Genomic DNA, 7,776 nt, shown 5'->3' on the forward strand with positions numbered 1-7,776 from the left:
CAAGAAATCCTTATACACCCTGCCTCCCGTTCTGTCAACGAAACGGCCGGAATTCCGGGAAAACCTCGTATACTGGTTGGAACTTCGGGCGCCGGCGGCGCGTCCAAACGGGAACGGCGGGGGACGGAAACGGACCCCGGAAAGGGCAAAGCCATGTCGAACCTGATGAGCGGAGCGAAGATCCTCGTGGAGTGCCTGCTCCGCGAAGGGGTCGAATGCCTGTTCGGATACCCGGGGGGGGTGACCCTCCCCTTCTACGACGTCCTCTACGAAGGGAAGGTGAAGCATTACCTGGTCCGCCACGAGCAGAACGCGTGCTTCGCCGCGGAGGGGTACGCCCGTTCCACCGGGAAGGTCGGCGTCTGCTGCGCCACCTCCGGGCCGGGGGCGACGAACCTCGTCACGGGGCTGGTCAACGCGATGATGGATTCGATCCCCGTGGTGGCGCTGACGGGGCAGGTATCCACGAAGCTCATCGGGAGCGACGCCTTCCAGGAGGCCGACACCTTCGGGATCACCCGCTCCTGCACCAAGCACAACTTTCTGGTGAAGAGCCCGGGGGACCTCCCCCGCGCGATCCACGAGGCGTTCTACATCGCCGCCAGCGGCCGGCCCGGTCCGGTCCTGGTCGACATCCCGAAGGACGTCTTCGTCGGGAGCGCCCATTACGAGCCGGTCGAGACGATCCACCTCCCGGGGTACAAATTCTCCGCGGAGGGGCACCTGGGCCAGGTCCGCCGGGCCGCCCAGATGCTCTGGGACGCGCGCAGGCCGGTCGTCTACGCCGGCGGGGGGATCGTCGCCTCCGGCGCCTCGGAGCTGCTGCGGGAGCTGGTCGAACTGCTGGAGGCGCCGACGGTCTGCACGCTGATGGGGCTGGGGGCGCTCCCGTCCGGCCATCCCGACTACATCAGCATGCCCGGCATGCACGGAAGCTACGCCGCGAACATGGCGCTCACCCACACCGACCTGATCGTCGCGCTGGGCGTACGGTTCGACGACCGGGTGACCGGCCGGCTCGACGCGTTCGCCCCCCGCGCGAAGGTGATCCACGTGGACATCGACCCGGTGGAGATCGGGAAGAACCGGCAGGCGGACCTCCCGATCGTGGGAGACGTCCGGCGGGTGCTCGAGAAGCTCAACCGGGAGGCGGCGGAGCTCGCCCCCGCGTGCCGGGAGAACCAGGCGGCCGGCCGGCGCGCCTGGAAGGAGCAGGTGGCGGCGTGGAAGGCGGAGCACCCGCTCGTTCCGGCGGTCTCCGACGACGAGATCAAGCCGCAGCACCTTCTGCGGGAGATCGACCGGATCTCCGGCGGCGAGGCGATCGTATGCTCCGACGTGGGGCAGCACCAGATGTGGGCCGCCCAGTTCGTCCGGTTCAACCGGCCGAGGTTGTGGATCAACTCCGGGGGGCTCGGATCGATGGGATTCGGGCTGCCGTCGGCCATCGGGGCGCAGATCGCCAACCCGGGACAGCGGGTGTTCGCGCTTTTGGGCGACGGGGGGTTCCAGATGTCGATCCCGGAGCTGTCCACGATCGCCGCCAACCGGCTGCCGGTGAAGATCGTCGTGATGAACAACGGGCACCTCGGCATGGTGCGGCAATGGCAGGAGCTGTTCTACAACAACCGGCTGTCCGCGGTGGCGCTCGACGCGTTCCCCGACGCCGCCATGCTGGCCGGCGCCTACGGCTTCCCCGGGAGGACGGTCGCGGACCCGAAGGAACTTCCGGCCGCGCTCGACGAAGCGGTCCGCCACCCCGGGCCGTACCTGATGAACGTCAACGTCGCGCAGCTGGAGTGCGTGTACCCGATGGTGCCCGCGGGAGGGGCGATCGACGAGATGGTGTTCGGCCCTCCGAATCCGGTTTCGGTCTGACCACAAGGGGACGGGAGACGACGTCATGCTGCAGGTGATCTCGCTGCTGGTGGAGAACAAGCCGGGGGCGCTGATGCGCATCACGGGGGTCTTGAGCGCCCGCGGCTGGAACATCGACAGCCTCACCGTGGCGCGGACCCTGGACCCCATGCAATCGAGGGCCACGATCGTCGTCGACATCGACCCGGAGCTGCGGAGCCAGGTCATCAAGCAGATGAACAAGCTGATCAACGTCCTGCAGGCGGTGGACCTGACCGACGCCTTCGCCGTCTCCCGGGAGATGGCCTTGGTGCGCATCCGGTCGACCGCGGAGACCCGGACGGGAATCCTGAAGGAGGCGGAGATCTACGGGGCGAGGGTGGTGGACGCCACGCAGGACGGGTTCGGGCTGGAGTGCACCGGCTCGCCGGAGAAGGTCGAGGAGTTCATCGACGCGATGCGCGGGTTCGGCGAGATCGACGTCACCCGGTCCGGGATCGTCGCGGTGTCGATGGAGAGCCGGAAGCTGCGGCTGGCGCCCCCCGTGCAGGCGGGCGCCGCCGCGGGCAGATCGGAGGAGCTCCCGAACTGCTGAGGAACGGGGGGTCCCCCCCTACTGCCGGATCCACTCCTCCTGCAGCACGTCGCCCTGCAGGCTCACGATCACGGCGCGAAGCGGCGCCTTCCGGGCGCTGGCCGCAAGACCCCGCGTCGCCAACCCGAGCAGCCCCCTGCAGCACGGAACCTGCATGATCACGACCGTCAGCGAGTTGATCCCCGACTCCTCGAACAGGCCGCGGATCTTCTCCTCGTAGACCTCCTGGTCCGAATCGAGCTTCGGACAGGCGATCGCGAGCGATTTCCCCTTCAGGAAGTCGCCGTGGAAGTTCCCCATGGCGAACGGCACGCAGTCCGCCGCCAGCACCACGTCCGCCCCCTGGAAATACGGAGCGGCGGGAGAAACGAGGTGGAGCTGGATCGGCCACTGCCGGAGCTGCGAGGGGACCTTTCCCGCCGGCGCCTCCGCGCCGTCGACCTTGTCGAACGCGATCGTTCTCGAACCGGGGCAGCCGCTCATCTTCTTCCCTCCTGTGCGGGACGACGTCCGTCCATGTCCCGTCTGCGCACCATTCTCCCCGACGCGGCGATCGCGGTCCTTGACGCAGGTCAATCGGAAGGGGGGACGACTCTCCGGACCCGCTTGATCTCGCCCCGCCGGCGCTTCGCGTCCAGGCGGCGCTCTCTCGACGCTCCGGGGGGGCGGGTCTCCTTCCGGGGCTTGACCGGCTCCGCCGCGGCCGCCACCAGCGCCGCCAGCCGGTCCCGGGCGTCCTCCCGGTTCCGTTCCCGGGTCCGGAACCGCCGCGCCTCGATCAGCAGGAATCCCTCCGCGGTGACGCGCCTCCCGGCGAGGCGGAGGAGCCGGTCGCGGACATCGGCGGGAAGCGACGGGGAGTTCCGGACGTCGAACCGGAGCTGCACGGCGGTAGCCACCTTGTTCACGTTCTGTCCGCCGGGACCGGGGGAGCGGACGAACCGCTCCCCGATCTCCGATTCGCCGATGCAGATCGACCGCGTGACCCGGATCATCCACCCATGGTATCAGCGGGCGGTCAGTTCTTCGAGTAGCAGCTGAAACCGAAGGCGGCGGCCATTCTCCGCTCCTCGATCAGCTCCTCGGCCGCGGATTCCGCGCGGGCGAAGAACGGCTCGATGACGACCCCGTCGTAATGATACTCGGCGGTGGCCCGCCGGGCGGTTTCGAGAAGCTCCTTCGCGCGCGCCACCTTGCCGGGCACGCACTCCTTCGCTCCCACCTGCTCGGCCGTCGCGATCCTGGACGAGACCCGGTCGAGCCGGCCCGAGAGCGGCACGATCATCTCCTCCAGGTCGTGCGCGGCCATCCCCGGATAGTACGGGAAGAGAACGGCCGCCTCCCCGTTCCCCGGCTGCGCCCGGTACTCGAGGGACGCCTTGTGGAGGAGCGCCGGGTCGCAGGCGTTCTCCTCGGAAGAGAACCTCGGCCAGAAGGTCCCCATCAGCCACTGGGGGGCCAGTCCCGCCTCGTGCGTCGCGAGGTGCACGGTCCAGTTGGACGCGGCGGCCTGCCACTCCTGCGGAACGGGCGGGGGCGCGAACGTCGACCGGCCGCCGGCCACCGTCAGCAGCGCTTCGGCGAACGCCATGGTGTGGACGTACTCCAGCCCTTTCGCGCGGAACAGTTCGGTGTGGGCGAGGTCCGGGCAGATGAACGATCCGCTGTACACGGTCCCCTCCTTTTCCGCGGACCCGGCCACCGCCGCGACCCGCATCCCGCCGGAAACCGCAGCCGCCGCCAGGACCACGACCAGCACGAATTGAATCCTCTTCATCGTATGCACCCCCACTGGAAATGCAGGAAGGTTTAGCAATATGCGGGCCGATGGCGACAGGAGTAATTCTTCTTTAATATCGGCGTGTTTTATAACGAATGATCAGGGACAAACACGATTATGAAATTGCGGCGGAGGTTTCTTTCGATTCTTTCCCGGTTTGTGCGGAAAAGCGAAGGGGTTGCGGCATCGCCGCAACCCCTCTCGTATCCATTGGTAGGCGGAACAGGACTTGAACCTGTGACCCTCGCCTTGTAAGGGCGATGCTCTACCAGCTGAGCTATCCGCCCGCGCCAGCCCGCCCGCGCGAACGATCAACGTAACAGCCCGCGTCGGCGACCGTCAACCGCCCTTCGGGGCTTCTGCTATGATGCGGGCATGAAGATCGCGATCCTCGGCGCCGCGGGGTTCATCGGGCGCGCCGCCGCCGTGGAGCTGTCCCGCCGTCCCGAGGTCGGGGAACTAATCCTCGTCGATTACGTGATCCGGGACGCGAAGCGGCTGGCGAAGGCACTCTCCCCCAAGTGCCGGTTCGCGATGGCCGACGTCGGGAAGACGCGGGAGCTCGAGCGCCTGCTGGCGGGGATCGACGCGGTGGCCGCGGCCGCGGGGTCGTGCGGGGAGCACGAAACGCCGTTGCTCCTCGCGTGCGCGTCGATGGGCGTCGCGGCGGCGTCGATCGGGGACGGGACGCTTTCGGACGCGGACCGGGACGCGATCTCCGGCTCCTTCCGCGCCGCCGGGGTCCCGGCCGTCGCGGGGTGCGGGATGATGCCCGGGTGGACGGATCTCCTCGCGGCGCACTTCCTCGGCCCCGACCGCGCTGCGCCCCCCCCCGAGCGGGAAAGATACCTGTTCTTCTCCCCCGACCGGTTCGGAGGGTACGAGTTCATGCGGTCGCTCGCCAGGAGAACCGGGGGGCCGTCCGGGGTTCCGCGCGGCGCCCCGGCGGGACGGTATTTCACGTGGACGGGCGGCGCGTCGATCGGCGTGCCGGAAGGGAGGGCGGGCGCGCGGCTATCCCGCATCTCCGGGGCGGCGGGGAAGCTCGGCCCCGTGGGCATCGAATTCGCCGGAGCGCTGCTGTTGTGGCTGCGCGGCTCCCTGGCGGGGCCCCGGGGCGCGCCGGCCGCCGTCGCGGGCGTGGCCGCGGGCGACCCGTTCGCCCGCGTGGAGGACCCGCACGGCAACCTCGGAGCGGCGCTGTTCGCCGAGGCCGCCGTGCGCCTCGCCGCCCGCCCCAAAAAAGGAATCGGCCTCCTGCCGCTCCCGGAGCTGATCGGGAGGGAGGAGGCCGAAGCGATCGCCGCGCGCTCCGGAGCCCGCATCGTCACCGGATAGCACACCGTGCGGTGAAGAGTGTCCCCCGCCAGCTTAATGGGTTATTACATCTCCTTCCGCTGCATCGCCCTTTGGCGGCACCGCGGGCGGGGCCCCCTCCTCCGCCGGCGGGGCCGGCAGCGCCGATGGCAGGTGAATCGCCAGCGTCATCACCTCGTCCATGTGCCGGACGAAGTGGATCTCCAGGTTGTTCTTGATCTTCGCCGGGACCTCCGCCAGGTCCTTCTCGTTCTCCAGCGGCAGGATGACGGTCTTGATGCCGCCGCGGTGCGCCGCCAGCAGCTTCTCCTTCACGCCGCCGATCGGCAGGATCCGGCCGCGCAGCGTGATCTCCCCCGTCATCGCGAGGTCGTTCCGCGCCGGGACGCGCAGCAGCGCGGACGCCAGCGCGGTGGCCATCGTGATCCCCGCCGAGGGGCCGTCCTTCGGGGTCGCCCCTTCCGGCACGTGGATGTGGATGTCGAGCTTCTGGTAGAAGTCCTTGTCCAGCCCCATCAGCTCCCCGCGGGTCCGGATGTACGACAGCGCGGCCTGCGCGGACTCCTGCATCACCTCGCCGAGCTTTCCGGTGACCTTCAGGTTCCCCTTCCCCGGGAGGATCGCCACCTCGATCAGGAGCAGCTCCCCGCCGAACTCGGTCCACGCAAGCCCCGTCGCGACGCCGACCGACTGCTTCTCCTCCGCCTCTCCGTACCGGTATCGCGTGACCCCCAGGTACCGGCGCACCGCCTGGGGCGTCACGACGATCCGCTCCTTGGGGGGCGACTTCACCACCTCGCGGGCGATCTTGCGGCACACGGAGGCGATCTCCCGCTCGAGGTTCCGCACCCCCGCCTCGCGCGTGTAGTACCGGATGATCTGCAGGACCGACTTGTCGGTGAAGGAGATCTTCTCCATCGAGAGCCCGTGCTCCTCGACCTTCTTCGGGATCAGGTACCCCTTCGCGATGTGGAGCTTCTCGACCTCCGTGTACCCGGACAGCCGGATGATCTCCATCCGGTCCTGCAGAGGCCCCGGGATCCCGTGGAGCATGTTCGCCGTGGTGATGAAGAAGACGTCGGACAGGTCGTAGTCCACGTCCAGGTAATGGTCGTTGAAGGTGCTGTTCTGCTCGGGATCCAGGACCTCCAGCAGCGCCGAGGACGGGTCTCCGCGGAAGTCGGCCGACATCTTGTCGACCTCGTCGAGCAGGAAGACCGGGTTCACCGTCCCCGCCTTCTTCACCTGCTGCATGATCTTGCCCGGGAGCGCCCCGATGTAGGTGCGGCGGTGCCCGCGGATCTCGGCCTCGTCGCGTACCCCTCCGAGCGACATCCGGACGAACTTGCGGCCCATCGACCGCGCGATCGAGCGCGCCAGCGACGTCTTCCCGACGCCCGGCGGCCCCACGAAGCAGAGGATCGGGCCTTTCAGCTTCGCCACGAGCTTGCGGACGGCGAGGTATTCGAGGATCCGCTCCTTGACCTTCTCGAGGCCGTAATGGTCCTCGTCGAGCACCCGCTCCGCCTCGGTGATGTCGAGCTTGTCCTCCGTGCGGTCCTGCCACGGGATGGACACCAGCCAGTCGATGTAGTTCCGGCTGACGGTGGCCTCCGCCGACATCGGGGACATCATCCGCAGCTTCTTGATCTCCTTCTGCGCCTTCTGGAGCGCCTCCTTGCTCATCCCGCGCTTCTTGATCCTCTCCTCGAGCTCGTCCAGCTCGGTGCGCCCCTCCTCGCCCTGCCCCAGCTCCTTCTGGATGGCGCGCATCTGCTCGTTCAGGTAGAACTCCCGCTGGGTCTTCTCCATCTGCTTCTTGACGCGCCCGCGGATCCGGCGCTCGAGCTCGAGCACCTCGACCTCGGACTCCATCAGCATCAGGAGCTTCTCGAGCCGCTCCTCGTCCGATTCCAGCTCGAGGACCGCCTGCTTCTCGTGGACCTTCAGCGGAAGCTGGCCCGCGAGGGTGTCGGCCAGGCGGGTCGGATCGGCGATGGCGGTGACCTGCGTCACCAGGTCCTGCGGGACCTTCTTCGAGAGCTTCGCGAAGGTCTCGAAGGAGGAGAGGACGTTCCGGATCATCGCCTCCGCCCCGGGGCCGTCGAACGGCGCGGACACCGTCTCCTCGATGCTGACCTGGAAGTACCGGTCGTTGGGGAGGTAGTGGAGGATCCTCGCCCGCTGGCGCCCCTCGACCAGCACCTTCACGGTGCCGTCGGGGAGC

General features: G+C 68.5%; 7 protein-coding genes and 1 tRNA gene. 3 read left to right on the top strand and 5 right to left on the bottom strand.

Translation table 11 applies throughout. From position 1 onward, the window contains the following. Positions 1-153: 153 nt before the first annotated feature. On the top strand, positions 154-1,878 hold the full coding sequence (gene ilvB / locus HZB86_12265; GenBank protein MBI5906297.1) for a biosynthetic-type acetolactate synthase large subunit: 1,725 nt from the start codon (positions 154-156) through the stop codon (positions 1,876-1,878). Positions 1,879-1,903: 25 nt separating this feature from the next. After that, on the top strand, positions 1,904-2,452 hold the full coding sequence (gene ilvN, locus HZB86_12270) for an acetolactate synthase small subunit (protein MBI5906298.1): 549 nt from the start codon (positions 1,904-1,906) through the stop codon (positions 2,450-2,452). Positions 2,453-2,470: 18 nt separating this feature from the next. Here the strand turns inward: ilvN and HZB86_12275 are convergent, their stop codons facing one another. From HZB86_12275 to HZB86_12290, 4 genes are all read right to left on the bottom strand, one after another. Beyond that, on the bottom strand, positions 2,471-2,935 hold the full coding sequence (locus HZB86_12275) for a 4Fe-4S ferredoxin (GenBank protein ID MBI5906299.1): 465 nt from the start codon (positions 2,933-2,935) through the stop codon (positions 2,471-2,473). Positions 2,936-3,024: 89 nt separating this feature from the next. Then, the gene (gene arfB, locus HZB86_12280; protein ID MBI5906300.1) at positions 3,025-3,447 is read right to left on the bottom strand and encodes an aminoacyl-tRNA hydrolase; all 423 of its coding nucleotides are present in this window, start codon (positions 3,445-3,447) and stop codon (positions 3,025-3,027) included. A gap of 23 nt (positions 3,448-3,470) precedes the next feature. Then, positions 3,471-4,229 (bottom strand): hypothetical protein, encoded by a 759-nt coding sequence (locus HZB86_12285; protein MBI5906301.1) that lies wholly within the window; start codon positions 4,227-4,229, stop codon positions 3,471-3,473. Positions 4,230-4,443: 214 nt separating this feature from the next. After that, a tRNA-Val gene (locus tag HZB86_12290) sits at positions 4,444-4,519 on the bottom strand. Positions 4,520-4,607: 88 nt separating this feature from the next. Here HZB86_12290 and HZB86_12295 point away from each other — a divergent pair. Further along, positions 4,608-5,570: a saccharopine dehydrogenase NADP-binding domain-containing protein gene (locus HZB86_12295; protein MBI5906302.1), complete on the top strand. Its 963-nt coding sequence runs from the start codon at positions 4,608-4,610 to the stop codon at positions 5,568-5,570. Between the two features lie 33 nt (positions 5,571-5,603). Here HZB86_12295 and lon read toward each other — a convergent pair. Continuing rightward, the coding region (gene lon / locus HZB86_12300) for an endopeptidase La (protein MBI5906303.1) at positions 5,604-7,776 on the bottom strand (2,173 nt) is incomplete at its 5' end.

This window comes from Deltaproteobacteria bacterium, from assembly GCA_016234845.1.
Lineage (GTDB): Bacteria > Desulfobacterota > Deferrimicrobia > Deferrimicrobiales > Deferrimicrobiaceae > JACRNP01.